This is a genomic window from Pseudomonas frederiksbergensis (assembly GCF_035751725.1).
In the GTDB taxonomy this organism is placed as follows: domain Bacteria; phylum Pseudomonadota; class Gammaproteobacteria; order Pseudomonadales; family Pseudomonadaceae; genus Aquipseudomonas; species Aquipseudomonas frederiksbergensis_A.
This window is the reverse complement of sequence record NZ_CP142104.1, coordinates 5,007,955-5,033,948: the sequence shown is the minus strand read 5'-3', so window position 1 is coordinate 5,033,948 and position 25,994 is coordinate 5,007,955. Positions and strand designations below refer to the sequence as shown.

The following is a 25,994-nucleotide window of genomic DNA, read 5'->3' as shown; positions in this document are numbered from 1 at the left end:
TTGAAAAGCCTCGGGGCAAAAGACGCCGTATTTAACCACAAGCGCGCAGCCGAAACCAAAGGCTGTGCCGACGCCCAGTCCGAGCATGTCCGATAAAATAGAACTTCGCGCAGAGGTGCCGTCCGAATTGGGCGGCCAACGCCTCGATCAAGTCGCCGCCCAACTCTTCGCCGAGCACTCTCGCTCGCGCCTTTCCGCCTGGATCAAGGACGGTCGCCTGACAGTGGACGGGGCGGTGATCCGTCCGCGCGACATCGTCCATGGCGGCGCCATCCTCGAGCTGACCGCCGAACAGGAGGCCCAGGGAGAATGGGTCGCCCAGGACATTGCCCTGGACATCGTCTATGAAGACGACGACATCCTGGTGATCAACAAGCCTGCGGGTCTGGTGGTTCACCCGGCGGCCGGTCATGCCGACGGTACGTTGCTCAACGCCTTGTTGCACCATGTGCCTGGCATCATCAACGTGCCGCGCGCCGGTATCGTGCATCGCCTGGACAAGGACACCACCGGCCTGATGGTGGTCGCCAAGACCATCCAGGCGCAGACACAGTTGGTCACACAGCTGCAAAGCCGGAGTGTCAGCCGCATCTATGAATGCATCGTGATCGGTGTGGTCACCGCCGGTGGCAAGATCAACGCGCCGATCGGCCGTCACGGCCAGCAACGCCAGCGCATGGCAGTGATGGAAGGTGGCAAGCAGGCGGTCAGCCACTACCGCGTGCTTGAACGCTTCCGTTCCCACACCCACGTGCGGGTCAAGCTGGAAACCGGGCGGACCCACCAGATCCGTGTGCACATGGCCCACATCAATTTCCCATTGGTCGGTGACCCGGCCTACGGTGGTCGCTTCCGTATTCCGCCGGCTGCCAGCCAGACCATGGTCGAGTCGCTGAAGAATTTCCCGCGCCAGGCGCTCCACGCGCGTTTCCTGGAGTTGGATCACCCGACGACCGGTAAGCGCATGAGCTGGGAATCGCCGCTGCCGGATGATTTCGTCTGGCTGCTGACGTTGCTCAAGCAGGACCGCGAGGCGTTCATCGGATGAATGACTGGCTGATGCCCGACTGGCCCGCGCCAGCCCGGGTCAAGGCCTGCGTCACCACCCGCGAGGGCGGCGTCAGCCTGGCGCCGTTCGACAGCCTCAACCTGGGTGATCATGTCGGCGACGACCCTTCGGCCGTGGCCGAAAACCGTCGCCGCCTCACCGATCAATTCGCGATCACTCCGGCTTGGTTGCAGCAAGTCCATGGCATTGACGTGGTCGAGGCGGATCCTACTCGGGTCGCCACCGCCGATGCGAGCTGGTGCGCCACGCCGGGCATCGCTTGCACGGCAATGACGGCGGACTGCTTGCCGGTATTGTTCTGCAACCGCGCCGGAACCCGGGTCGCGGCGGCCCATGCCGGTTGGCGCGGGTTGGCAAGCAGTGTGCTGGAAGCCACCCTCGACAGCCTCGCGTTACCAGCGGATGAAACCCTTGTCTGGCTCGGCCCGGCCATCGGTCCGCAAGCGTTCGAAGTCGGGCCGGAAGTGCGCGAAGCATTTATTGCGCAGCATACCGACGCAGAGCGGGCCTTCCAGCCCAGCCACAACGCCGGCAAGTTCCTGGCCGATATCTACGCACTGGCGCGCCTGCGCCTGGCGGAACGGGGCGTTACCGCCGTGTACGGTGGCGGCTTGTGCACAGTGAGCGACCCACGCTTCTTTTCCTACCGGCGCAACGCCCGCACCGGTCGCTTCGCTTCCTTGATCTGGCTCGAACGCTAGACTTCCCTGATCTGTATCAACAGCGCGCTGCTTGAATCTTCCAGAATCGGCCACATCTATAGCGGTATCTGGCAGGTTTCTTCATTCAGGATGTTTCTTAGGTCCGGCCTGCTCAAAAGGAAGGTGACCCATGCGTATCGACCGTTTAACCAGCAAATTACAATTGGCCTTGTCCGACGCCCAGTCCTTGGCCGTCGGCCTGGACCATCCCAGTATCGAACCGGCGCACTTGATGCAAGCCATGCTCGAGCAGCAGGGCGGCTCCATCAAGCCGCTGCTGATGCAAGTGGGCTTTGACGTCAACAGCCTGCGCAAAGAGTTGGCCAAGGAACTTGACCAACTCCCTAAAATCCAGAATCCGACCGGTGACGTGAACATGTCCCAGGACCTGGCGCGACTGCTCAACCAGGCCGACCGGCTGGCCCAGCAGAAGGGCGATCAGTTCATCTCCAGCGAACTGGTGCTGCTCGCCGCGATGGACGAGAGCAGCAAGCTCGGCAAGTTGCTACTTGGCCAAGGCGTGAGCAAGAAAGCCCTGGAAAATGCGATCAATAACCTGCGTGGCGGCGATGCGGTCAACGACCCTAACCACGAGGAAGCCCGTCAGGCCCTGGATAAATATACGGTCGACCTGACCAAGCGCGCCGAGGAAGGCAAGCTCGACCCGGTGATCGGCCGTGACGATGAGATCCGTCGCACCATCCAGGTCTTGCAACGGCGCACGAAGAACAACCCGGTACTGATCGGCGAGCCCGGCGTGGGCAAGACCGCCATTGCCGAAGGCTTGGCCCAGCGCATCATCAACGGTGAAGTGCCCGATGGGCTGCGGGGCAAACGCCTGTTGTCCCTGGACATGGGGGCCTTGATCGCCGGCGCCAAGTACCGGGGCGAGTTCGAAGAACGGCTCAAGGCCCTGCTCAATGAACTGTCGAAGCAGGAAGGGCAGATCATCCTGTTCATCGACGAATTGCACACCATGGTCGGCGCCGGCAAGGGCGAGGGCTCGATGGACGCTGGCAACATGCTCAAGCCCGCGTTGGCCCGCGGCGAGCTCCATTGTGTCGGTGCGACCACGCTCAATGAGTATCGCCAGTACATCGAGAAGGACGCTGCACTTGAGCGGCGCTTCCAGAAAGTGCTAGTGGATGAGCCGAGTGAAGAAGACACCATCGCCATCTTGCGGGGCCTGAAGGAGCGCTACGAGGTTCACCACAAGGTCGCGATCACCGATGGCGCGATCATCGCGGCGGCCAAGCTTAGCCATCGCTACATCACTGACCGTCAGTTACCGGACAAGGCCATCGACCTGATCGACGAGGCCGCCAGCCGCATCCGCATGGAAATCGATTCCAAGCCTGAGGTGCTGGATCGGTTGGAGCGGCGCTTGATTCAACTCAAGGTCGAATCCCAGGCCTTGAAGAAAGAAAGCGACGAAGCGGCGAAAAAACGTCTGGAGCGGTTGCAGGAAGAAATTGTTCGTCACGAGCGCGAGTATTCCGACCTCGAGGAAATCTGGAACTCGGAGAAAGCCGAGGTCCAGGGTTCTGCGCAGATCCAGCAAAAGATCGAACAATCCCGCCAGGAACTGGAAGCGGCTCGTCGCAAAGGCGACCTCAACCGCATGGCCGAGCTGCAGTACGGGGTGATCCCGGACCTGGAGCGCAGCCTGCAAATGGTCGACCAGCACGGCAAGAGCGAAAACCAGTTGCTGCGCAGCAAGGTCACCGAGGAAGAGATCGCCGAAGTGGTGTCCAAGTGGACCGGCATTCCGGTCTCGAAGATGCTCGAGGGCGAGCGTGACAAGCTGCTGAAAATGGAAAGCCTGTTGCACCAGCGTGTGATTGGCCAGGAAGAAGCGGTGGTGGCGGTGTCCAACGCCGTGCGCCGGTCCCGCGCCGGTTTGTCGGACCCTAACCGTCCGAGCGGCTCGTTCATGTTCCTCGGCCCGACCGGTGTGGGTAAGACCGAATTGTGCAAGGCACTGGCCGAGTTCCTCTTCGATACCGAGGAGGCGATGGTGCGCATCGACATGTCCGAGTTCATGGAGAAGCATTCCGTGGCTCGCTTGATCGGCGCACCGCCGGGCTATGTCGGCTACGAGGAGGGCGGTTACCTGACCGAGGCCGTGCGTCGCAAGCCGTACTCGGTGATCCTGCTCGATGAGGTCGAGAAGGCTCACCCGGATGTGTTCAACATCCTGCTGCAGGTGTTGGAGGACGGTCGCCTGACCGACAGCCACGGGCGCACGGTGGACTTCCGCAACACCGTGATCGTGATGACCTCCAACCTGGGCTCTACGCAGATCCAGGAACTGGTGGGGGACCGCGAGGCGCAACGTGCTGCGGTCATGGACGCGATCTCTACGCACTTCCGGCCGGAATTCATCAACCGCGTCGACGAAGTGGTGATCTTCGAGCCACTGGCTCGCGATCAGATCGCCGGCATTACCGAGATCCAGCTGGGTCGCCTGCGCAGCCGCCTCACCGAGCGCGAGCTGAAGCTGCAACTGAGCGACGAGGCGTTGGACAAGCTGATCGCGGTGGGTTACGACCCGGTCTACGGCGCGCGGCCGCTCAAACGAGCGATCCAGCGCTGGATCGAAAACCCGTTGGCGCAGTTGATTCTGTCGGGGCGCTTCATGCCGGGCGAAACCGTGACCGGTACCGTGGAAAACGACGAAATCGTCTTCAACTGAAGGCCGGCACAGCCGGATATTGGAATGGCCTCGCCTTGCGAGGCCATTTTTTTCATCAGGCCGTTGAACTCAAAGGAAAAGACTTGTAAAGTGCGCCCCGCAGTACGTCACCCCAAGGGCGACTTCTCTCCGGGAAGGAACCTAAAATAAGTTGCAAATCATTGTCTTGAAAGCAATTTAAGGGGTTGACAGAGGTTTTGAAGATTGTAGAATAGCGCGCCTCAGACACACGAACGCAGCGATGCAGACGGGTCGAAGAGGTTGAAGCAAGCTTCAACGCTGTAGCGGTAAATTGCAGTAATTTGAAATATCAGTTCCGTGATAGCTCAGTCGGTAGAGCAAATGACTGTTAATCATTGGGTCCCAGGTTCGAGTCCTGGTCACGGAGCCATTTCAATCGGGGTATAGCGCAGTCCGGTAGCGCGCCTGCTTTGGGAGCAGGATGTCAGGAGTTCGAATCCCCTTACCCCGACCATATTTGGGTCGTTAGCTCAGTTGGTAGAGCAGTTGGCTTTTAACCAATTGGTCGTAGGTTCGAATCCCACACGACCCACCATTTTTGAAACCAGTTCGCTGGAATCGAATCTTAAGATCAGAGGCCAAAAGCGCTGATCGAGGAAGGCGACTTGCGAAGGTCGCCTTTTTTTTACCGGGGTATAGCGCAGTCCGGTAGCGCGCCTGCTTTGGGAGCAGGATGTCAGGAGTTCGAATCCCCTTACCCCGACCATATTAAAAATCCTCGTATCGAAAGATACGGGGATTTTTTTTTGCCCGCGAAAAAAGCAGATGGCTTCAAGTCGTCGTACAACCTGCCGATAACCCGCCGACAGGGCACGTATCGATCGCCCTCCTTCAGGCCAACAACAATAAAAGGCGCCCGTCATGTTCCTTCGCCAATTGAATATCGCCCGCCGCGCCGCGCTGGGTTTTGCCTTGATCGCCGTACTGGTGGCGCTGCTCGGGGTATTTGCGCTGGGACAGATGTCGAGCATCCGCGACAGCGAGGTCGCGGTGGAAACCCAATGGCTGCCCAGCATCCGTGGCGGTGACGAAATTCGCGAATTGATGCTGCGCATTCGCACCATTTCCCTGCGCATGGCCCTGGACCAGGACCCGAAGAATATCCCGGTGTATCGCGGCCAGATGGATACCCGCGACAAAGAACTGAGCGAAAAGATCGCCAGTTACGACAAGCTGGTCATCACGCCGGAAGGCAAGGCGCTCTACGACCAGTTCAAGCAGACCTTTGCCGCCTACCGTTCGGGCATTGCCCAATCGTTCACCTTGGCCGAGCAGGGGCGTCGGGATGAGCTGATCAAGCTGTTGCTGGTGGACATGAAGACCGTAGTGGACGGGTCGGGCAAGCAGCTCAATGATCTGGCGCAATTGTTCTCCAGGCAGGTGTCGATCGAGAGCCAGAAATCCCAGGAGCATTACGTCAACTCGCGGATGATCGTCAGCCTGTTCGTCGTGCTGGCCGCCCTGGCGACGGTCGTCCTGGCGATGCTGCTGACCCGCAGTATCGTCAAGCCCTTGGGTGAGGCGGTGAACGCGGCGGAGAACGTGGCACGTGGCGACTTGACCCGCCCGATCGAGACCCATGGCAACGATGAAGTGAGTCGTTTGCTCAAGGCCTTGGCCACGATGCAGCAGAACCTCCGTCAGACCTTGCAAAGCATCAGTGGCTCTGCGGCTCAACTGGCGACCGCTGCCGATGAGCTGAATGCGGTCACGCTCGACAGCACCCAGAGCCTGCAACAGCAGAACACTGAAATCGAACAGGCCGCCACTGCCGTCACTGAGATGACCACCGCCGTTGAGGAAGTCGCGCGCAACGCCGTTTCCACCTCCGACGCCACCCGTCTATCCAGCGAGTCGGCGACGTTGGGGCAGGAGCGGGTCAGCGACACCGTCGAGGCCATCAGCGCGCTTGCCGATGACGTGCAGGTTACAGGCGGCCTGGTGCAGTCACTGGCCAGCCAGTCCCAGGACATCGGCAAGGTGCTGGATGTGATCCGGGCCATTGCCGAGCAGACCAACCTGCTGGCCTTGAACGCGGCCATCGAAGCGGCCAGGGCGGGGGAGAGCGGTCGTGGTTTTGCGGTGGTCGCCGACGAAGTGCGAGCCTTGGCTTATCGCACGCAGCAATCGACCCAGGAAATCGAGCAGATGGTCCAGGGCATGCGTAACGGCGCCACCCAGGCGCTCGACTCCATGCAGGCCAGCTCCAGCCGCGCGGCGAGCACGTTGGCGATGGCGGAACGGGCGGGCGAGGCATTGCAGACCATTACCGCGTCAGTGCACCAGATCCACGAACGCAACCTGGTGATCGCCAGCGCCGCCGAGGAGCAAGCGCAAGTGGCCCGTGAGGTGGATCGCAACCTGGTCAATATTCGTGATCTGTCCGTGCGCTCGGCCACCGGGGCGGACCAGACGAGTGCGTCCAGCCATGAGCTGTCACAACTGGCGAATTCGTTGCGCACGATGGTGCAGCGGTTTCAGGTTTGATTGAAACCAAGTACTGACGGTGCCGCCGCGTTCCGACGAAGGCGATGGATGCCTCAGTGCAACTTCAGCCGCGGCTCGGTCCCGCGCCCGATCTTGCTGCCCAACATCAGCATCGCCGTGCGGAACACGCCATACAGTGCCATCTGGTGCATGCGATACAGCGAGACATAGAACATCCGCGCCAGCCAGCCTTCGAGCATCACGCTGCCGGTCAGGTTGCCCATCAGGTTGCCCACCGCCGAGAAGCGCGACAGCGAGATCAGCGAGCCGTAGTCGGTGTATTTGTATGCCGGCAGGGCCTTGCCTTCGATCCGCAGCTTCAGCGATTTGGCCAGCAGCGAGGCTTGCTGGTGCGCGGCCTGGGCGCGTGGCGGAACGTTGCGGTCGCTGCCCTGTTGTGGGCAGGCGGCGCAATCGCCGAAGGCAAAGATGTTTTCGTCGCGAGTGGTCTGCAGCGTCGGCAGCACTTGCAACTGGTTGATCCGGTTGGTCTCCAGCCCATCGATCTCCTTGAGGAATTCTGGCGCGCGAATCCCGGCCGCCCAGACTTTCAGGCTTGCACCGATCACTTTGCCATCCGCGGTGATCAGGCTGTCGGCGGTCACTTGGCTGACGGCGGCATTGGTCATCACGTTGACGCCGAGCTTTTCCAAGGTCTTGTGCACCGGCCCGCCGATGCGTTCCGGCAGGGCCGGCAAGACCCGTGGGCCCGCCTCGATCAGGGTTATGTGCATGTTCTCCGGTTTGATCCGGTCCAGGCCGTAGGCATGCAATTCGTGGGCGGCGTTGTGCAGCTCGGCCGCGAGTTCGACGCCAGTCGCGCCCGCTCCGACGATGGCGACGCTGATGCGCTCGATGACATCGGTCTGCCCTGCATGGGCACGCAGGTAGTGGTGAAGCAATTGCTGGTGGAAGCGTTCGGCCTGTTTGCGGGTGTCGAGGAACAGGCAGTGTTGCGCCGCGCCTTCGGTGCCGAAATCGTTGGTGGTGCTACCCACCGCGATCACCAGCGTGTCGTAGCCCAGTTCCCGGGCCGGCAACAGTTCTACGCCCGCCTCGTCATAGGTGGCGGCCAGTTGGATTCTTTTGTTCTCTCGATCCAGACCGCTCATGCGCCCGAGCTGGAACTCGAAGTGGTTCCATTTTGCCTGGGCGACATAGTTGAGTTCGTCTTCGGAGGAGTTCAGGGAACCGGCGGCGACTTCGTGCAGCAGCGGTTTCCAGATGTGGGTCAGGTTCGCGTCGACCAGCATTACGCTGGCCGTACCACGCTTGCCCAGAGTCTTACCCAGACGGGTAGCCAACTCCAGACCGCCGGCGCCGCCGCCAACGATGACAATACGATGAGTCATGGGGATATCTCGCAAGGCTAAAGGAATTCGGTGCCGTTACCTGTGCGAGCGTCGATGACAAAAAGCGGCTCATAGCGTCAGGTAACTGATCAATCGGCTCAACAGGCCCAGGCCAATCGTGATGGCCAGTACCACCACCAGGAGCATCCACGGCCGGAAAGGCCGGCGCTCGACTCGGTGCTGGGACAGTTGCAGGTACTCTTCGACATGCTTCTGGTCATCTGGGTTCAGGCGGCTGGTCATATTGGCCTCGTCAGGTAGACGTTGCGGAATGTGAAGACGTTACAGCGTCCGGCTATCCGGCATTGAAATTAGCGTAGCCGCTCGCCGGGACAGGTTCGACGCAAAGGCTGTCATCCAGGCGAATGATTCCGCTTTGTAGCACCCGCGCGGTAATTCCGCCATGGCCGCGTACGGCCTGGAAGGTGCCTTCGCCGAGGTTTCGTTCCAGTCGTGCACAGGGCTGGCACCAGCCGGTGGTTTCGAAGATCGCCTGGCCGATGCGAAAACGCCGGCCCTTGAGGCTGAACAGGTTGATCCCGCTCACTACAATATTGCGCCGCAGTTCTTGAGGCTGCACCGGCTGACCCTCGGGACGGCCCATCAGTGAACTGATCACGGCCAGGTGCTCCCATTGAATCAACGTCACTTGCCGCGCATTGCGAATGCCGGGGCGGGCGTGGTCGCCGGTCAATCCGGCCTCCAGGCGCGCCTCCACGGCGTCCAGTTCGATCATCGGCGCATGGCCCTGGGGACGCACACCGATCCAGCGCACGCGACCTTGTTGTGGCACAGCGGCGATCAATTCCTGCAATGGGCTCACAGACTGATCCCCACATCGAAGACGATGCTGCGGCCCAGGTTGCCCCGCAGGAAATCAGGTGCATCGGGGTGGGCGAACAGTACCCGGGCGAAGGTCGGCCCAACCAGCGACAACGAGCGCCAGCCCTGGCGCAGGTATTCGGTCGGGGGCGGGAAATGGCTGTTGAGGTCCAGGACTTCGCGCTTGAGACTGGCGAACGCGATGATGTCCAGCTCCCCCAGGTCCATGCCGCGCTCGGTGTAGTTGTGGGCTTTCTTGCGCAGGGTCGGTGCCAGCCTCATCAGGAACTCATTGGCCGGAATCCGCCGGGGCTTGGCCTCGCGCCGCACCAACTGGCTCAGGGAAAAGGCACTGCGGCGACGCTGCAATTCGTCGCGCCACTCGTCGTTGAGGCGGCGGCCTTCATCGAGCACGAAAAACACTTCGAAATTCGCATCGCGGAACAACACGTCTGGCGGCTCACCAGCGGGGGCGAACTCATCGGCGCGATAAGGCACGTTCAGCCCTTGCAGCAGGCGCTGGCAGACCCAACGCTCACGCTCCCATTTGCGGGCGTTGGAGAGGAAGGCGTTGGCTTGCTCGGCCGCGATGGTCAGCAGGCGTAAATAATCGGAGTCATCCATGAGCCCAAGCTTAGCGTTCAATTGCTACAAGCCCAAAGCGTTGCGTTGATTAATGGCGCCCAAGCGCGCAGGTGTAGACTGCCGGCTTGAATCTCAGGGCGGCCACGGAGTCTCTGATGCAAGGGCATGCCAAAGGAGTTGATCGATGATCGGTGCCGAGTTGCTCTCGCCGCAAACCCTGGCGGTTGGCTGGCTGATCTATGTGCCGGCGATAGCCTGGGCGGTGGCGCGCGCGCCGTGGGTCGAGCTGTTTACCGACAGCCGCCGTCAGCACCTGCTGTTTGGTACGGTGTTCGCCCTGTTCATGTTGTGGCTGGTACGACGCGACTTCGACACTGGCGTCTCGTATCACTTCATCGGCCTGACCGCCGTCACCTTGCTGCTGGACTGGCCGCTGGCGATTCTTGGCGGGCTTATCGCCCAGCTTGCGCTGGTGCTGTTGGGGCGCCAGGACTTGATAGCCGTTGGCATCAATGGCGCGCTGTTGATTCTCTTGCCGGTGCTGATCACCGAATGCTGCGCAATCCTGGTGGAGCGTGCCCAACCGCGCAATTTGTTTGTGTATATCTTCTGTTCCGGTTTCCTGGCGGCCGCGCTTTCGGCGCTGGTGTGCCTGCTGCTGGGGCTGGGCCTGCTCTGGCATGACGGCATTTTCGTCATGCCTTACTGGCTGGAGGATTTCATTGGCTACCTCTGGCTGATCATCTTCCCCGAGGCCTTCATCAACGGCATGGTGGTCAGCGCATTGGTGGTGTTCAGCCCAGAATGGCTCGAGACTTTCAACCGCACGCGCTATCTGTCGGCGCCCTGGAACGATGACGACAAGCCTTGATTCACGTCAAGGCTGCGCCGCCTGCCGCCCTTCATGCTTTGGAAAACTTTCAGGAGTGCCAACATGAGTGTTTATGAGTGGGCGAGGCAGGAAATCCGGCGTAGCCACGATGCAGCGATGGAAATCGGATTCGATCCGGGCTTGAGCCTGCGGGCCTTGCTCAGTGCCATCGTGCAGCAGAGCAAGACCGTCCGCAGTGTGGATGACCTGGCCGATGAGCTGAGTTTCCTGGCGGAGAATCTCGACGATAACCAGGATTACGGTTTCATGCGGCCCTGAGGAATCAATGGTGGGAGCGAGGATTGAAGTCTTCGCTGAACAACTCATCCTCGGCATCCGGGGCCACGGGAATCTTGTGTTCTTCCGACGCCCAGGCGCCCAGGTCGATCAGCTTGCAGCGATCTGAACAGAACGGCCGGAATTTGTTCTCAGGGGTCCATTCAACCGGGGCGCCACAGGTTGGGCAATCGACGATTGGGGGTTGGCTCATGGTTGGCCTCCACGCAAGGTAAGGTAAAAGTGATGCAGGCGTTCGACCTCGCTGTGCAGCCAGGCAAGGTCGCGGTCGTTGACCAGCACATCGTCGGCATGGCTCAGGCGGTCCTGGCGGCTGGATTGGGCCTTGAGGATTGCCTGGACCTGCTGTTCGCTGGTCTGGTCGCGCTGCAAGGTGCGTTCGACCTGCAGTCGTTCAGGCGCGTCGATCACCAGGATCCTCTGGGTCATCGCGTATTGTCCCGACTCGATCAACAGCGGTGATACCAGGATCGCATAGGGTGATTTTGCCTGGCCCAGGTGATGGGCGATTTCGTCGGCGATCAGCGGATGCAGCAGCGTTTCGAGCCAACGGCGCTCATCGGCATCCTCGAAGATCAGCGTGCGCAGCGCCGACCGATCCAGCGTGCCGTCTGCCTGCAACACGCCAGGACCGAAGTGCTCGGCAATCTTTTCCAGTGCCGGACGTCCAGGTTCGACCACCCAGCGCGCCGCATGGTCGGCATCGACCGTGTGCACGCCCAGGTCGATAAAGTGCTGGGCTGCCGCGCTCTTGCCGCTGCCGATGCCACCGGTCAGGCCGAGAATCCAGGGTTTTTTCAAAGGGCTGCTCATTAGAAACCGACTGACTGCCAATAGAAGTCGGTTATTTGACCACCCCAGAGCAACGCAATCCAGCCGGCAATCGCCAGATAGGGGCCGAAGGGGATCTGTGTCGATGTCGGGGCGTCCCGCATGCGCAGCACAATGACGCCGACGACAGCGCCCACCAGCGAAGACAGCAGCAGTGTCAGCGGCAGGATTTGCCAGCCACCCCAGGCGCCCAGCATCGCCAGCAGCTTGAAATCGCCGTAGCCCATGCCTTCCTTGCCGGTGATCAGCTTGAACACCCAGAACACCGACCACAGCGCCAGATAACCCGCCACCGCGCCCCACAATGCCTGGTGCAGCGAGACGAACAGCTCGAAGCTGTTGACGATCAGCCCCAGCCACAACAACGGCAAGACCAGGGAGTCGGGCAGCAGTTGGTGCTCGGCGTCGATCAGGCTCATGGACAGCAGGCCCCAACTCAGCACCATCGCCATCGCGGCGTGCCAGCCGAAGCCGAAATGCCAGGCAAGGAACGCCGACAGCGCGCCGCAGGCCAGTTCGGTCAGGGGGTAACGCTTGCCGATGGGCGCGGCGCAACTTGAACAGCGGCCGCGCAGCATCAGGTAGCTCAACAGCGGGATATTTTCCCAGGCCCGGATACGGTGACCGCAATGGGGACATTGGGAATGGGGCAGCATCAGGTTGTAGACCGGACCAGGGGCTTGCGCCGGCAGGCCCAGCAGGTCCTGGGCTTGCAGGCGCCATTCGCGGTCGAGCATCTTCGGCAGGCGCCACACCAACACATTGAGGAAACTGCCGATGATCAGCCCAAGCAGCAGTGCGGTGAGCACGAACGCCAAGGGGTAAAGCACGAAGAATTCGCTCAAGGGCATGTCAGATCGCAGAGCCGAGTTGGAAGATGGGCATGTACATGGCAACCACCAGGCCGCCGACGACCACCCCCAGGATGACCATGATGAAGGGTTCCATCAGGCTGGTGAGGTTGTCCACCAGATTATCCACTTCGGCTTCATAAAAACTTGCCACCTTGTCGAGCATGTCGTCCAGCGCGCCGGATTCTTCGCCGATGGCGGTCATCTGGATTGCCAGGTTCGGGAAAATGCCGGACGTACGCATCGAGAAATTCAACTGCATGCCGGTCGAGACATCCTGTCGAATGCGTTGCACGGCACGCTTGAACACCACGTTGCCAGTGGCGCCCGACACAGAGTCGAGGGCTTCGACCAGTGGCACGCCGGCGGCGAACGTCGTCGACAGCGTACGGGCGTAGCGAGCCACGGCGGACTTGTACATCAAGGCGCCGACCAAGGGCAGCTTGAGCAGCCATTTGTCTCGCCAATCACGAAAGGCCTGGGAGCGCTTGAGCGCCTGTTTGACGCCGAAAAATCCCCCCACCAGCCCGCCCAGCAATACCCACCACCATTCTTGCAGAAACTCCGACAAGCCGATGACCATCAGCGTGAAGGCCGGTAGTTTTGCGCCAAAGCCTGAGAAGACCGACTCGAACTGCGGCACGACCTTGATCAGCAGGATGCTCGTGACCACCGCCGCGACAGCGATCACCGCGGCAGGATAGGTCATGGCTTTCTTGATCTTGGCCTTGAGGGCTTCGCTTTTTTCCTTGTAGGTCGCGACGCGGTCCAGCAGCGTGTCCAGGGCGCCGGCTTGCTCGCCGGCGTCCACCAGGTTGCAATACAACTCATCGAAATACTGTGGGCATTTGCGCAGGGAGGCGGCGAAGCTGTTGCCGGCGGCGACTTCCTGTTTCACCTCGTCCACCAATTTGCGCATATTCGGATTGTCGAAGCCCTCGCCAATGATGTCGAACGCCTGCAACAGCGGCACGCCCGCCTTGAGCATCGTCGCCATCTGGCGGGTGAACAGCGCGATGTCCAGCGGCTTGATGCGCTTGCCCTTGCTGAATATCGACGTGGATTTCTTGCGAACCTTGCCCGGGTTGATGCCTTGTTTACGCAGCTGTGCCTTGACCAGTGCCGGGCTCTGGCCGGTCAGTTCGCCGGACATTTTCGTGCCTTTGCGGTCTTTGCCTTCCCACGTATAGACGTCGGTTTTTACTGCCTTGACCGCCATGTTCAATCCTTGGTGACCCGGTTGATTTCTTCGAGGCTGGTGATGCCTTGCATCACTTTGAACAGCCCCGAGGTGCGCAAGTCGTTGAAGCCGTCCTTGCGCATTTGCAGATCGATTTCCAGGGAGTTGCCTTCGGCCATGATCAGCCGTTGCAGCTCAGGCGTGTTCTTCACCACTTCGTATACCCCCACGCGACCCTTGTAGCCGTTGTTGCACTGTTCGCAACCGACCGGCTCATAGATCGTGAATGAGCCGATGCGTTCCCGGGGGAAACCTTCCTTGAGCAGGGTTTCCTCGGGAATCTCGATGGCTCTTTTGCACTGGGCACACAGCTTGCGCGCCAGGCGCTGGGCAATGATCAAGTGCACCGCCGTGGCGATGTTGAAGCCAGGGATGCCCATGTTCTGCAGGCGGATCAGTGTTTCGGCGGCGCTGTTGGTGTGCAGGGTGGACAACACCAGGTGCCCGGTCTGTGCGGCCTTGATGGCGATCTCGGCAGTTTCCAGGTCGCGGATCTCACCGACCATGATCACGTCCGGGTCCTGGCGCAGGAACGAGCGCAGGGCATGGGCGAAATCCAGGCCCTGGCGCGGATTCACGTTGACCTGGTTGATGCCCTCCATGTTGATCTCCACCGGGTCCTCGGCGGTCGAGATGTTGATATCCACGGTATTGAGGATGTTCAGGCCGGTATAGAGCGACACGGTCTTGCCCGAGCCGGTCGGCCCGGTCACCAGGATCAGCCCTTGCGGTTGCTTGAGGGCCGCCATGTACAGGTCTTTCTGCTCCGGTTCGTAGCCCAGGGCGTCGATGCCCATTTGCGCGCTGGAGGGATCGAGAATCCGGATGACCACTTTTTCGCCCCAGAGCGTGGGCAGGGTATTGACCCGGAAATCGATGGACTTGGTTTTCGACAGGCGCATCTTCAACCGACCGTCCTGGGGCTTGCGTCGCTCGGAAATGTCCAGGCTTGCCATGACTTTCAGGCGCGCGGCAATGCGGTTGGCCAGTTGGATGGGGGGCTTGGCGACCTCCCGCAGCATGCCGTCGGTACGCACCCGCACCCGGTAGGTTTTTTCATAGGGCTCGAAGTGCAAGTCGGAAGAGCCGCCCTTGATGGCATCCAACAGCATCTTGTTGACGAAGCGCACCACGGGCGCATCGTCGCCGTCCTGGCCGGCGATGGTGTCCTGCTTGCGGTCGTCGATCGACTCGATGTCCAGGCCGTCGAGATCGACATCCGTCATGCCCTCCAGCCCGGTGCTGCTGGATTCGAAGAATTTCTCGATGGCGTCGCTGAGCTTGTCGTCTTCCACCAGGATGGCTTCGGTGGTGAGGCCGGTGCTGAACTGGATGTCGTTGATGGCTTGATGATTGGTGGGGTCGGAAATACCTACGTACAGCTTGTTGCCGCGCCGCCATAGCGGTAGCGCGTGGTGCTGGCGCACCAGTTTTTCGCTGACCAGGCCGGTGGGCTGGTTGTCCTTATCGAGGCTGTTGAGGTCCAGCAGGGCGATACCGAAATGCTCCGAGGCAATTTCCGCCACCTGGCGACTCTGGATCATTTTGTTCTGCACCAGGTAACTGACCAGGGGCACTCGATTGCGCTGGGCCTGTTGAAAAGCCTGCTGCGCGCTTTGTTCGGTGATCAGTTCAGCCAACACCAATTGCTTGGCCAGGCCGCTGAGGGCGATGTCATTCATGGGGATACCGGACGCGGACTGTTCTTGATTTATAGCCTAGTCAAGCATCGGTGCCTGACCAGCGCGCAGAGGTGACAAAAAGCGTCAGATAGTGCGGTTGTTGGGGTGGCACGTAGGTCTTTTGCAGACAGGACAGCCTTGATTGGCGGGGCTTCCAGGGTTGGCATGCGCTCTGCAATGGCCGTTTCAGGTCATGAGATTTCGACTCATGCATGGGAGATGTCTATGAGAAAGCAAAAGGGTTTTACGCTGATCGAGCTGCTGATCGTGGTGGCGATCATTGGGATCCTGGCGACGTTTGCGTTGCCGCAGTATTCCCGGTATCAGGCACGGGCCAAGGCAACGGCGGGCTTGGCGGAAGTTTCTGCCTTGAGGGTGGCGTTTGAGGATGTCATGAACCAGGGCACCAACCCGACCTTGGCGAACATTGGGGGCACGTCGCCCACCAGTAACTGCACCATGACCGTTTCAGGCACCGCATCGGCTGGGACGGGCAGTATCGCGTGCGCACTGTTGAATGCACCGGCCCCTGTTTTAGGTAGGACTATTACGCTCTCCCGGTCTGCGGAGGGTGTCTGGACGTGCGCCTCGACAGCCGCTCAGGAGTTCTTGCCAGCGGGCTGTACGGGCGCCGCACCTGCTTCTTAATGCAACAAGGCCATCCGAGCAGACCCAAGCGAGCCCCGCATCTGCGGGGCTTCGTCATATTACGGAACGAGCAATTCCCTTTCTTAAAATAAATCTCAGGAATTCATAAGCTTAGCAACCCACCGAAACCCGCAACTTGCATGTACTAAATCCCTCGGTCATGCAATTTGCATGATAATGAAAAAAGCCGCTTCGCTTAACTTACTGATTAATAACGTTTTTTACATTGTTTCAAAACTGGCACAGCCTTCGCACTACTCCTGACAACCTGCCGCGATGCACTTTCGGCAGTTTCTGAGAAAAACAGGAGTTACTCGTATGAAGAAGTTCGCTATCACTGCCGCTGCTGCCACTGCACTGACCCTGACCATGGCTAGCGCTTTCGCCGAGACCACTCAAGCAACTCAGGCCCCGATGATGCTGGCTGCGGGCGAAGTGACAGAGGCTAAGGAAGACGTTTCCGATACCTGGATCACCACCAAGGTCAAAGCCGACCTGGTCACCGAGAAAGGCATTCCAGGCTCCGACATCAAGGTTGAAACCAACAAGGGCGTCGTGTCCCTGTCTTCGACCACTGTCCTGAGCGATGCGCAGAAAGACACCGCCGTCGCGATCACCAAGAAAATCAAAGGCGTCAAAGCCGTATCGGCTGATGGCCTGAAATCCGAGTAAGGAAAGGCTTCTCGCCTGGACGGGAGAAGGCGCGGCAAGCGGGCTGGGTTATACGCTTGCCGTCGCTTTGGAGTTCATGCGAAAGGCCACACGGACGTGGCCATTACAGGCCCCCGGCATTCGTGCCGGGGGCCTGTTCTATTCTGGGAAAGAAAAAGTGCGCCAGGCAGGGAAATCGCCGCTCCTTCCGCGAGCAGGTACTGTCAGCAGAGGCCTGCAGGGAATAGCCCAGTCACCGCCCACGGCTGCTGGTAATTTCCACCAGCCGATTCCTCTCGAAGCGCAAGTACTGGTACATCCCGCTATTGGGCCCGTAGGTCCATTCCTCCACCGGGTACTCTTCCCTGCGGTTGACGCTGCGTTTGTAGCCCAGGTCATCCCGCGCCGCCGGCTCGCCACATTTGCGCAACACCTCGCTCGAGCGATCGCCGACGCTGACCAGGTGGCTGCCACAGCGCAGTGTAGTGGCGGCCGAGGCATGGCCGGCGGCAAGCAACAAGCCCAGGCCGAGTCCGTACAGGTACTTCATTTCATTCCGCATCCAAATGCATTGGCGTGATGACGGTGCCGTCTTTTTCGGCCTGGCCGAGGCTGGCGTCGATGAAGTACACGCGGTCATCGGCCAGCTTGCCCTTGTCCACCAGGAAGTCCTTGATGCTGCTCGCCCGCTCCTGGCCCAGTTCGCGCAACAGTACATCACTGCCGCTCCAGAACTTGATGACGCCTTCACGGAGCTTGTCGGTGCGAGCCTTTTTATCCAGTTGCGTCCATTCAGCCGGTGGCTGGGTCTTCAGGCGAGTGCGATAGATGCCTTCCAGCAGCGGGGCCTTTTCATCTTCCGGTACTTGCAGCAAGGAAGCCTTGGCCGGCACTTTATCGCCACGGCGCTGCAGCATCTTGTAGTAGTTGTACTGGTATTCGCGCTCCAGGCGCTGGGCGGCGAGCAGCGGGCCGTCGCTGCTTTCGGCGGCGGTGCCTTCGATTTCCAGGCGCAGTTCCGGACGTTTGCCCAAGGCTTCGGACAACTTGAGCAGCACGCTTTGGTTTTCCTGGCTCAGGTCGCTGGACCCCGGGGCGAATGCCACGCTGCCCAAGTCTTCCGAGCCGCCGCCGGCCACCAGCCCGCCGATAAGCTTGAAGGGCGCCTGTGCCGCGCGGACCACCAGGTTGCGCAGGGTTTGCCAGACAATCGGCATGACACTGAACTGCGGGTCATTGAGGTCGCCGGAAACCGGCAGCTCGATGGAAATCCTGCCCTCGGAATCCTTGAGCAGGGCGACGGCCAGTTTCAGCGGCAGGCTCACGGCGTCCGGGCTGTCGACTTTCTCACCCAACTGCAATTGCTCGACCACGACTTTGTTGTCAGCCTGGAGCTGGCCCTTGGTGATCCGGTAGTGCAGGTCGAGATTGAGACGGCCCTTGCGGATGCGATAGCCGGCGAACTTGCCGGAGTAGGGCGTCAGGGTCGTCAACTCGACCCGCTTGAAACTGGTGGCGATATCGAGGCTGGCCATCGGGTCAAAGGGGTTGACCGCGCCCTTGATGGTCACCGGTGCGTAGCGGTCGACCTTGCCTTTGACGTCCACGGTGGCGGGCTTGGCCTGGCGGCTGTCGATGGTGCCGATCTCACCGTTGAGTTGCTGGATGGCCGTGGCGAAGTTCGGCGTCAGGCTGAAGTCGGCGAAGTTGGCCGAGCCGTCGTTGATGGCAATGGCACCGACATGAATGCCCAGGGGTTTTTCCTTCGACGCCGGTTTGGCCGCGGTGTTCTTGGCAGGGCTGTCGGCGGGTTGCGCGATCAACAGGTCATCGACGTTGGTGGTGCGATCGTCATTGATCATGAAGCGCGCGTAGGGCTGGAACAGATTGACCTTGTCGATCGACAGGCTGTCGCCATGCTGGTAGTTGAGGCCCTGGAGTTCCAGGCGTTGCCATTTGAGGAAGTCGCGGGTCTTGAGTGTGTCGAGCGTATGCAACTGATCGACCTGGGCACGACCGGTGACGGCCAGTGCCAACGGCTCGGTGCTCTTGAGGTCCACCACCAGGTCGCTGCCGAGCATCCCGGAGCGAAGCTCCAGGCGAATGAACGGGTTGATGTAGGCCTGGGCGACTCGCAGGTCGATGTCCTGGGTCTTGACGTTGAGCTTCGCGGTGACCGGGTTGAGGTTGACCACGCCGTCGGCGAGGATCTTGCCCTGCTTGCCCAGCCCCGTATCCAGCTTGAGGTTGAAGGGCGAGCCATTGAGAGTGTCGTAGTTTTGCAGGTCGAGGTTCAGCGGGCCGACTTCCAGGGCCAAGGGCGGCTGGGCCTGGCGGTCGGCCAGGTGCACTTGGTAGTTGCGCAACTGCACGTCCTTCAGCAGTACTTGCCAAGGCTTGCTGGGTGCTGTCGGCTCAGGTTTGGGCGAGTCGGCGGCTGCCGGGGCCGAGGCCGGTTCTGCCTTCACTTGCGGTTTGGCTGGTTGGCTGGCGAAGAGCTTTTGCCAGTCCAATTGTCCGTCTGCTTCGCGAGCGGCCCAGGTTTCCAGCTTCTGGCTGCGGATCTTGCCGACGATAACCTGTTGCTTCGCCAGGTCCAACGAGGTTTCGCTCACGTCCAGGCGCTCCAGCCTTGCCAGCGGACGGCCGTCAGGCGCCTTCATGGCGAAGGGCGCGACGCTGACGGCCGCGTTGCTCAGCAACAGTTCCGTGCCCTTGGCGAGGTTGAGCTTGTAGTCGGTGCTGAGGTCCAGCACGCCGTTTTCCAACACCAGCGGCACCGCGTCGCGTACATAGGGCCAAAAGGCTTTCATCTGGCCGCCTGTGATCTTGAGCGTGCCTTGGGACGATATCGGGGTGAGGCTGAAATTACCGGTCCAGTCGAGCTGACCGCCGTTGGGGCCTGCGGCCACCAGGGTCATGTCGGCGCTGTCATCGGGTAACGTGCTGAGGTTTTTCAGCTCGAAGTCGAGGGCGTCGTAGAGGAATTCAATGGGCTCGCTGGGGCGCAAATCCTGAAAGTGCACGTAGCCGCTGGCGAGCTTGATCCGATCCACTCGCAGGGGAAACGGCTTGGCCTGCGGGTCGGCCGGGGTTGGCTCGCTGGGCGGCAGCTTGAACAGGCCCAGCAGGTTCAACTGGCCGTCCTTGGCGAACACCACTTCGGTCTTGGGCTTGTCCAGTTCGATGTCCGCCAGGTGCAGGGCGCCGGTCCAGAGGCTGTCGGCTTGCAGGTTGGCGTAAAGGCGTTCGAAGCCGACCTGTTCCTTGCCCGGCTCGCCGATCATCAGTCCCCACAAGGTCAATTCAAGGCTGAAAGGGTTGAGTTCGATGCGCTGGATCTGGGCCGGCACCGTGGCATGGGCGGCCAGTTGCTGATTGACGATGCGCAGGGCAATGCCCGGCAAGATCAGGAAACCCAACAGGCTGTAGAGGGCCAGTGCGGTCAACAGGGCGCCGAAAGCGCGAATCAGTCCTTTGGGCATGTGTGGCTTCGTCTGGTATGAATCGGAGTGCCTTGGAGTATGGCATGCGTTTACGGTTCCGAAGCCACTGTGTTTTATCAGATTTGTCCGTTTTTTCCGTGGGATTGCCGAGGCGTGCTCAGAATTGAAGGATCAACGTTTTAAGGGGTGGTTGCTGATCCTGCGACGGGAAATCGTCGCCGGGTGCCAGCACGCTCCACTCGCGGACCGGGCGGCCAGCCTTCTGCGCGCAACGCAATACCTGTTCGCGCCATTCATCCATGGACACTTTCGCCAGGTTGTTGCAGCAGATCAGCACGCCATCGTCGGCGGTGGCGAGCAGCGCCGGCTTGAGCAGGCTTTGATAGTCGCGCAATAGATCGACGGTGCCGAATGCGCTCTTCGCCCATGCGGGTGGATCGAGCAATACCAGATCGTACTGACGCTGTTCCAGGCGTACGTAGCTTGGCAGTTTCTGTCCGCGCCGTTGGCTGATGGGCAAGCCGGCCAACTGGCGAATCGCTGGGAAATAATCCGATTGCACGAACTCCATCGCTGGTAGATCGGGATTGAGCAGGCCATTCTCGCGCCCCACCGCCAGGTTGCCTTCGGCGAAGTCCAGGTTGCAGACCTCCCGCGCGCCACCGGCCGCGGCGCTAAGGCCTACGCCACAGGTGTAGGCGAACAGGTTCAGCACGCTTTTGTCCCGGCTGTGCGCCTTGACCCAGCCGCGGGCGTTGCGCAGGTCGAGGAACAGCAACGGATCCTGGCCGGCATGGCGGCCGCGAACGCGGTAGTTCAAACCCCATTCATGCCCGACGAGGTCTTGCAGGGCGGCTTCGTCGGCCTGATAGACGCTGTCCTGGCGGTCGATACGCGAATTGCCCCGGGCGCGATCGTTGTAGACCAGCAGGGTGTCCAGGCCCAGGTATTCATTGACGATGCCGTGCAGTTGCAGCAAGGGGTCGAGTTCCAGCGACTGATGGAAACTCTGCACCAGCAGTTGCGGACCGTAGCGGTCGACGGTCAGGCCGGGCGCGCCTTCCTGGCTGCCGTGGAACAGGCGATAGCAGTCGGTGCCTTGCTGGTGCAGTTGGCCGAGCAGGGCCTGGCGCTGGTCGAGGGCGGCGCGCAGCGCCAGATTCAAGGAAGACATGCCGGGCGCGCCTTAGAGAAATGAGGCGCGGGAGTTTAGCAGCTATGAAGGATCGGGTTTGAGGTTGCACAAGGTTACGAGTCAGACACCGTCCTGTGGCGAGGGAGCAAGCTCCCTCGCCACAGGTTTTTGCATAGCCTCAGCGATTCAAGCGCTTGTCGATCAAGCCCTCCACCACGCTCGGGTCGGCCAGGGTCGAGGTGTCGCCGAGGCTGTCGAGCTCATTGCAGGCGATCTTGCGCAGGATCCGGCGCATGATCTTGCCCGAGCGGGTCTTCGGCAGGGCCGGCGCCCACTGGATCAGCTCCGGCTTGGCGAAACTGCCGATTTCCTTGCTGACATGGGCCAGCAATTCCTGCTTCAGCGCGTCGTTGGCCTCGACGCCGTCCATCGGCGTTACAAACGCGTAGATGCCCTGGCCCTTGAGGTCATGGGGGTAACCGACAACCGCCGCCTCGGCAATGTTGTCGTGCAGTACCAGCGCGCTTTCCACTTCGGCGGTGCCGATGCGGTGGCCCGAGACGTTGATCACGTCGTCGATGCGGCCGGTGATCCAGTAATCGCCATCTTCGTCGCGGCGGGCGCCGTCGCCGGTGAAGTAATAGCCGGGGTAGGGCTTGAAGTACGTATCGACCATGCGTTGGTGATCACCGTAGACGCTGCGAATCTGCGCCGGCCAACTGGATTTGATCGCCAAGACCCCGCTGCCCGGGCCGCTGATTTCCTTGCCGGCCTCATCCAGCAGCACCGGTTGCACGCCAAACATCGGCCGAGTGGCGCAGCCCGGCTTGAGCCGTGGCGCGCTCACCAAGGGGCTGAGCATGATGCCGCCGGTTTCGGTCTGCCACCAGGTATCGACAATCGGGCAGCGTTGCTCGCCGACGACGTTGAAGTACCATTCCCACGCCTCGGGGTTGATTGGCTCACCGACGCTGCCGAGCAGTCGCAGGCTCTTGCGAGACGTTTCCTGCAGGGGCTTGGCGCCTTCGCGCATCAGGGCGCGCAGAGCCGTCGGCGCGGTATAGAAAATGTTGACCTGGTGTTTGTCGATCACCTGCCAGAAGCGCGAGCTGCTTGGGTAGCTCGGCACGCCTTCGAAGATCAACGTGGTGGCGCCGTTGGCCAGAGGGCCATAGACAATGTAACTGTGGCCGGTGACCCAGCCGACGTCGGCGGTGCACCAGAAGACCTCGTTGTCGCGGTAGTCCAATACGTACTTGAAGGTCATCGCCGCTTGCAGCAAATAACCGCCGGTAGTGTGCAGCACCCCCTTGGGCTTGCCGGTGCTGCCGGAGGTGTAGAGGATGAACAACGGGTCTTCGGCGTCCATCGGCTCGGGCGGGCAGTCGTCGCTCATCTCATGCGTGGCCTGGTGATACCAGAGGTCGCGACCTTCGACCCAATCCACCTCGGCCTGGGTGCGCTCGACGACCAATACGGTGCTGACGTTCGGGCAGCTTTCCAGCGCCTTGTCGACATTGCGCTTGAGCGGTATGAAGCGCCCGCCGCGCACGCCCTCGTCGGCGGTGATGACGGTGCGGCAGTCGGCGTCGAGAATCCGGTCGCGCAGCGAATCCGGTGAAAACCCGCCGAATACCACTGAATGCACCGCACCGATGCGGGTGCAGGCGAGCATGGCGTAGGCTGCTTCCGGGATCATCGGCATGTAGATACACACCCGGTCGCCTTTTTTCACCCCACGGCTTTTCAGCACGTTGGCCAGTCGGCAAACGTGGTGGTGAAGTTTTTTGTAAGTGATCTGTGCGGATTCGGCGGGGTTGTCGCCTTCCCAGATGATCGCTACCTGGTCGCCGCGGGTCTCCAGGTGACGGTCGATGCAATTGGCGGTGACGTTCAGCTTGGCACCGGCAAACCAGCTGGCCTCGCCATTCTTGAGGTCATAGCGCTGGACGGTCTGCCACGGCGTCATCCAGTCGAGAAAGCGCGTGGCCTGCTCGGCCCAGAAGGCGCTGGGGTGTTCGATGGATTCCTTGTAGAGCCGCTTGTACTCGTCTTGACTCAGTTGCGCAGCCCGGCGGACGGCATCGGCTTGGGGGTACTGGCTGATATCGAACATGACGGTTCCTTATTCTTGTTTTGCGACAAGATATAAAGATGCGCCCAGTGAATATCGAGTTCAAGTTCTACATGGAACCAGTGTGGGAGCGAGCAGGCTCGCTCCCACAGGAGCAGCGGTGAGCTGTGGAGCGGCGATACGATCAGCCGCGATGACGCCCGCGGAAGTAGTTGATCAGGCCTTGGGTCGAGGCGTCTTCGGCCGCGGTTTCTTCGCTGCCCACCAGACGGTTGTAGACACCTTTGCCCAGCTCCTTGCCCAGCTCCACGCCCCACTGGTCAAAGGCGTTGATGCCCCAGACCACGCTTTGTACGAAGACCTTGTGCTCATACAGCGCGACCAGCGCACCGAGGCGGCGCGGGCTGATGCGTTCGACCACCAGGGTGTTGCTCGGACGGTTGCCCGGGATCACCTTGTGAGCGGCCAGTTTCTGGACTTCTGCTTCGCTGGCGCCCTTCTCGCGCAGCTCGGCCTCGGCTTCGGCGCGGGTCTTGCCAAGCATCAGGGCCTGGCTCTGGGACAGGCAGTTGGCGTACAGCCACTGGTGATGGTCGGCAACCGGGTTGAAGCTGACGATCGGTACGATGAAGTCGGCCGGGATCAGTTGGGTGCCTTGGTGGAGCAACTGGTGGTAGGCGTGCTGGCCGTTGCAGCCCACGCCGCCCCAGATGACCGGGCCGGTATCGGTGGAGACCGGCGTGCCGTCCTGGCGAACACTCTTGCCATTGGACTCCATGTCCAGCTGTTGCAGGTGCTTGGTGATGTTTCGCAGGTAGTGGTCGTACGGCAGGATCGCGTGGCTCTGCGCACCCCAGAAGTTGCCGTACCACACGCCCAACAATGCCAGCAGCACCGGCATGTTCTGTTCGAACGGCGCGCTCTGGAAATGCTGGTCCATGGAGTAGGCGCCGGACAACAATTCCTTGAAGTTCGACATGCCGATGGCCAGGGCGATCGGCAGGCCGATGGCCGACCACAGCGAGTAGCGCCCGCCGACCCAGTCCCACATCGGGAAGATGTTTTCTTCACGGATGCCGAATGCCACCGCGGCGGCGTTGTTGCTCGACACCGCGATGAAGTGGCGATACAGCTCCGCTTCCGAACCGCCCTGTGCCAGGTACCAGGCGCGTGCAGCCTGGGCGTTTTTCAAGGTCTCGAGGGTGTTGAACGATTTCGACGAGACAATAAACAGCGTGGTTTCAGCGCGCAGTTTCATCGTCAGCTCGTGGAACTCGCTGCCGTCGATGTTCGCCAGGTAATGGCAGCGAACGCCCTTGTGCGTGTAGGACAACAGCGCTTCGGATACCAACTGTGGCCCGAGGAACGAGCCACCGATGCCGATGTTCACCACGTCAGTGATCGGCTTCTCGGTGTAGCCGCGCCACAGGCCGTCGTGGATGCGGCCCACGAGGTCGGTGATCTGGTTCAGCACCTTGTGCACGTCCGGCATCACGTTGACGCCGTTGACCAACAGCTTGTCGCCGACCGGGCGACGCAGGGCGGTGTGCAGGGCGGGGCGGTTTTCCGAAGCGTTGACGATCTCGCCTTCGAACAGCGCCTTGATCGCGCCCTGGAGGTCTACTTCGTTCGCCAGGCCCACCAGCAGGTCGCGGGTCTGGGCGTTGATCAGGTTCTTCGAATAGTCGAGAAACAGGCCGCAGCTCGATAGGGTGAATTGGTTGAAACGCTGCGGATCGGCATTGAACGCTTCGCGCATGCTGAAATCCTGCATGGCTTTGCGGTGGTCATTCAGCGCTTGCCAGGCGGGCAGAGCGGTCACGTCTTGAGGAGTTCGGTAATACGCCATCGCTGCGGGTTTCCTTTTTACTTGAACGACCTTTTGTACACTAAAAATTCCGGCGCGGCTCGAAGCGGGCGTCCGGACAACTGCGTCGACATGATCGCCAGGCACAGGGCGACTACAGTAAACCTCGCGTTGCGATCTGTCTTGACTTTGTCTGACAGTTTCCCGGTACTTTTTTATACAACTTGAGCTGGAAGGGGCCGACAGACGGAGATAATCAACTGTGGGAACGAGCTTGCTCGCCCCCACGGGGGAGAAGGGGGGAGCGGGTGTTCCGATCAGGCAACCTGGACCGCAATGGCGTTGCTGGTGTGGCTCAGTTCGTTGCCCGGCGCCATATACAGCATGCGCGGCTTGAAGTTGAGCAGCTCGGCTTCGCTGTAATGAGCGTAGGCGCAGATGATGACGCGATCGCCGACCTTGGCCTTGTGCGCGGCGGCGCCGTTGACGGAAATCATCCGTGAGCCTTCCTCGCCACGGATAGCGTAGGTGGTGAAACGCTCGCCGTTGTCGACGTTATAGATCTGGATCTGTTCGTATTCGCGGATGCCCGACAGGTCCAGCCACTCACCGTCAATGGCGCAGGAGCCTTCGTAATCGAGCACGGCGTGAGTGACTTCGGCGCGGTGCAGCTTGGCCTTGAGCATGATGGCGTGCATGGGTGTTTCCTCTGGTCGGGTCCAAACGGCG

The 25,994-nt window shown here is 60.9% G+C and carries 23 protein-coding genes, 4 tRNA genes and 1 pseudogene; 13 read left to right on the top strand and 15 right to left on the bottom strand.

Going from position 1 to position 25,994, the window contains the following annotated elements; genetic code table 11:
- Positions 1-85: 85 nt before the first annotated feature.
- The 9 genes and pseudogenes from rluD to VQ575_RS27335 all read left to right on the top strand — a co-directional run bounded on the left by rluD (position 86) and on the right by VQ575_RS27335 (position 6,973).
- Positions 86-1,048: a 23S rRNA pseudouridine(1911/1915/1917) synthase RluD gene (gene rluD / locus VQ575_RS22545; RefSeq protein ID WP_039593882.1), complete on the top strand. Its 963-nt coding sequence runs from the start codon at positions 86-88 to the stop codon at positions 1,046-1,048.
- Positions 1,045-1,770 carry a peptidoglycan editing factor PgeF gene (gene pgeF, locus VQ575_RS22540; protein ID WP_325918445.1) on the top strand — a complete coding sequence of 242 codons (726 nt, stop codon included), beginning with the start codon at positions 1,045-1,047 and terminating at the stop codon, positions 1,768-1,770. Before rluD ends, pgeF begins: the two co-directional genes overlap by 4 nt.
- Before the next feature lie 130 nt (positions 1,771-1,900).
- Complete coding sequence (gene clpB / locus VQ575_RS22535) at positions 1,901-4,465, top strand: ATP-dependent chaperone ClpB (protein WP_039593880.1); 2,565 nt, start codon at positions 1,901-1,903, stop codon at positions 4,463-4,465.
- Positions 4,466-4,780: 315 nt separating this feature from the next.
- Positions 4,781-4,856: transfer RNA gene (locus VQ575_RS22530), tRNA-Asn, on the top strand.
- 7 nt (positions 4,857-4,863) lie between these two features.
- Positions 4,864-4,940 (top strand) — tRNA-Pro (locus VQ575_RS22525).
- 5 nt (positions 4,941-4,945) lie between these two features.
- A tRNA-Lys gene (locus tag VQ575_RS22520) sits at positions 4,946-5,021 on the top strand.
- A 94-nt stretch (positions 5,022-5,115) separates the two neighbouring features.
- A tRNA-Pro gene (locus tag VQ575_RS22515) sits at positions 5,116-5,192 on the top strand.
- A 155-nt stretch (positions 5,193-5,347) separates the two neighbouring features.
- Positions 5,348-6,118: pseudogene (locus VQ575_RS27340) on the top strand (MCP four helix bundle domain-containing protein); the annotation flags it as partial.
- A complete protein-coding gene (locus tag VQ575_RS27335) occupies positions 6,110-6,973 on the top strand; it encodes a methyl-accepting chemotaxis protein (RefSeq protein WP_411829988.1) in 864 nt (287 codons plus the stop codon). The pseudogene VQ575_RS27340 and the gene VQ575_RS27335, both read left to right, overlap by 9 nt.
- A gap of 53 nt (positions 6,974-7,026) precedes the next feature.
- Here VQ575_RS27335 and VQ575_RS22505 read toward each other — a convergent pair whose 3' ends face one another.
- From VQ575_RS22505 to VQ575_RS22490, 4 genes are all read right to left on the bottom strand, one after another.
- Entirely contained in the window at positions 7,027-8,325 is a 1,299-nt protein-coding gene (locus tag VQ575_RS22505; RefSeq protein ID WP_039593878.1) for an NAD(P)/FAD-dependent oxidoreductase, read from the bottom strand.
- A gap of 69 nt (positions 8,326-8,394) precedes the next feature.
- Positions 8,395-8,568 carry a DUF3094 family protein gene (locus VQ575_RS22500; RefSeq protein ID WP_039593877.1) on the bottom strand — a complete coding sequence of 58 codons (174 nt, stop codon included), beginning with the start codon at positions 8,566-8,568 and terminating at the stop codon, positions 8,395-8,397.
- 52 nt (positions 8,569-8,620) lie between these two features.
- Positions 8,621-9,148, bottom strand: coding sequence for an MOSC domain-containing protein (locus VQ575_RS22495; RefSeq protein WP_039593876.1), 528 nt, complete (start codon positions 9,146-9,148; stop codon positions 8,621-8,623).
- Positions 9,145-9,771 (bottom strand): DUF1780 domain-containing protein, encoded by a 627-nt coding sequence (locus tag VQ575_RS22490; protein WP_030140261.1) that lies wholly within the window; start codon positions 9,769-9,771, stop codon positions 9,145-9,147. Before VQ575_RS22490 ends, VQ575_RS22495 begins: the two co-directional genes overlap by 4 nt.
- Before the next feature lie 145 nt (positions 9,772-9,916).
- On the opposite strand from VQ575_RS22490, the gene VQ575_RS22485 reads away from it, so the two are divergent.
- Both VQ575_RS22485 and VQ575_RS22480 read left to right on the top strand, forming a co-directional pair.
- Positions 9,917-10,603, top strand: coding sequence for an energy-coupling factor ABC transporter permease (locus VQ575_RS22485; protein WP_039593875.1), 687 nt, complete (start codon positions 9,917-9,919; stop codon positions 10,601-10,603).
- A 63-nt stretch (positions 10,604-10,666) separates the two neighbouring features.
- Complete coding sequence (locus VQ575_RS22480) at positions 10,667-10,882, top strand: hypothetical protein (protein WP_039593874.1); 216 nt, start codon at positions 10,667-10,669, stop codon at positions 10,880-10,882.
- 4 nt (positions 10,883-10,886) lie between these two features.
- Here VQ575_RS22480 and yacG read toward each other — a convergent pair whose 3' ends face one another.
- The 5 genes from yacG to pilB are packed head-to-tail and all read right to left on the bottom strand — an operon-like array spanning position 10,887 to position 15,504.
- A complete protein-coding gene (gene yacG / locus VQ575_RS22475; RefSeq protein ID WP_045156976.1) occupies positions 10,887-11,093 on the bottom strand; it encodes a DNA gyrase inhibitor YacG in 207 nt (68 codons plus the stop codon).
- Complete coding sequence (coaE, locus tag VQ575_RS22470) at positions 11,090-11,713, bottom strand: dephospho-CoA kinase (protein ID WP_039593872.1); 624 nt, start codon at positions 11,711-11,713, stop codon at positions 11,090-11,092. Before coaE ends, yacG begins: the two co-directional genes overlap by 4 nt.
- Positions 11,713-12,582, bottom strand: a complete 870-nt coding sequence (locus VQ575_RS22465) for a prepilin peptidase (protein ID WP_039593871.1) — start codon at positions 12,580-12,582, stop codon at positions 11,713-11,715. The genes coaE and VQ575_RS22465 overlap by 1 nt, the downstream gene beginning before the upstream one ends.
- 1 nt (position 12,583) lies before the next feature.
- Positions 12,584-13,801, bottom strand: a complete 1,218-nt coding sequence (locus VQ575_RS22460) for a type II secretion system F family protein (RefSeq protein WP_039593870.1) — start codon at positions 13,799-13,801, stop codon at positions 12,584-12,586.
- Between the two features lie 2 nt (positions 13,802-13,803).
- Entirely contained in the window at positions 13,804-15,504 is a 1,701-nt protein-coding gene (pilB, locus tag VQ575_RS22455; protein ID WP_039593869.1) for a type IV-A pilus assembly ATPase PilB, read from the bottom strand.
- 225 nt (positions 15,505-15,729) lie between these two features.
- Here pilB and VQ575_RS22450 point away from each other — a divergent pair, with 225 nt between their 5' ends.
- Together VQ575_RS22450 and VQ575_RS22445 are read left to right on the top strand one after the other, a co-directional pair.
- Positions 15,730-16,152: a pilin gene (locus tag VQ575_RS22450; RefSeq protein ID WP_198725931.1), complete on the top strand. Its 423-nt coding sequence runs from the start codon at positions 15,730-15,732 to the stop codon at positions 16,150-16,152.
- A 318-nt stretch (positions 16,153-16,470) separates the two neighbouring features.
- Complete coding sequence (locus VQ575_RS22445; protein ID WP_030140250.1) at positions 16,471-16,824, top strand: BON domain-containing protein; 354 nt, start codon at positions 16,471-16,473, stop codon at positions 16,822-16,824.
- A 232-nt stretch (positions 16,825-17,056) separates the two neighbouring features.
- Here the strand turns inward: VQ575_RS22445 and VQ575_RS22440 are convergent, their stop codons facing one another.
- The 6 genes from VQ575_RS22440 to panD form a co-directional block, all read right to left on the bottom strand.
- Entirely contained in the window at positions 17,057-17,353 is a 297-nt protein-coding gene (locus VQ575_RS22440) for a DUF2845 domain-containing protein (RefSeq protein ID WP_039593868.1), read from the bottom strand.
- 1 nt (position 17,354) lies between these two features.
- Positions 17,355-20,288 (bottom strand): DUF748 domain-containing protein, encoded by a 2,934-nt coding sequence (locus tag VQ575_RS22435; RefSeq protein WP_039593867.1) that lies wholly within the window; start codon positions 20,286-20,288, stop codon positions 17,355-17,357.
- A 118-nt stretch (positions 20,289-20,406) separates the two neighbouring features.
- A complete protein-coding gene (locus VQ575_RS22430) occupies positions 20,407-21,423 on the bottom strand; it encodes a class I SAM-dependent rRNA methyltransferase (protein WP_039593866.1) in 1,017 nt (338 codons plus the stop codon).
- Positions 21,424-21,562: 139 nt separating this feature from the next.
- Positions 21,563-23,500, bottom strand: coding sequence for an acetate--CoA ligase (acs, locus tag VQ575_RS22425; RefSeq protein WP_039593865.1), 1,938 nt, complete (start codon positions 23,498-23,500; stop codon positions 21,563-21,565).
- A 142-nt stretch (positions 23,501-23,642) separates the two neighbouring features.
- Positions 23,643-25,307: a glucose-6-phosphate isomerase gene (pgi, locus tag VQ575_RS22420; RefSeq protein ID WP_039593864.1), complete on the bottom strand. Its 1,665-nt coding sequence runs from the start codon at positions 25,305-25,307 to the stop codon at positions 23,643-23,645.
- Positions 25,308-25,582: 275 nt separating this feature from the next.
- The gene (gene panD / locus VQ575_RS22415; RefSeq protein WP_039593863.1) at positions 25,583-25,963 is read right to left on the bottom strand and encodes an aspartate 1-decarboxylase; all 381 of its coding nucleotides are present in this window, start codon (positions 25,961-25,963) and stop codon (positions 25,583-25,585) included.
- Positions 25,964-25,994: the final 31 nt, after the last annotated feature.